Here is a 262-nt window from a genome sequence, read left to right as displayed (position 1 = left end):
TTTCGGAAGTTCTTGTACTTCTGTTTCAACTAATAGTGACACAAAATATCTACCAGAAGGGTTCCGTCTAACTGTAGCATTTACAATACGCCCCTCTACTTCGCGACTTTTAGCAAATCGAACAAGGCCTAGTTTCGGCAACTTTATTTTATTCCCTACAACGGCAATGTTTTCATTTGTTTGTTTTGTGGTATAAGATTGTACGTTGTTCTTCTTAGATTTAAAGCGCGGTGCGCTGTTTTGTTTTTTGAAAAAGCGTGTA

The 262-nt window shown here is 37.8% G+C and carries 1 pseudogene; it reads right to left on the bottom strand.

The features are described from left to right. A pseudogene (locus MR167_RS32230) lies at positions 1-262 on the bottom strand (IS200/IS605 family element RNA-guided endonuclease TnpB); the annotation flags it as partial.

It is taken from the genome of Bacillus cereus group sp. BfR-BA-01355 (assembly GCF_022663675.1).
Taxonomy (GTDB): Bacteria; Bacillota; Bacilli; order Bacillales; family Bacillaceae_G; genus Bacillus_A; species Bacillus_A thuringiensis_S.
The sequence above is the reverse complement of the archived record's forward strand: the minus strand, read 5'-3'. Positions and strand labels throughout refer to the sequence as shown.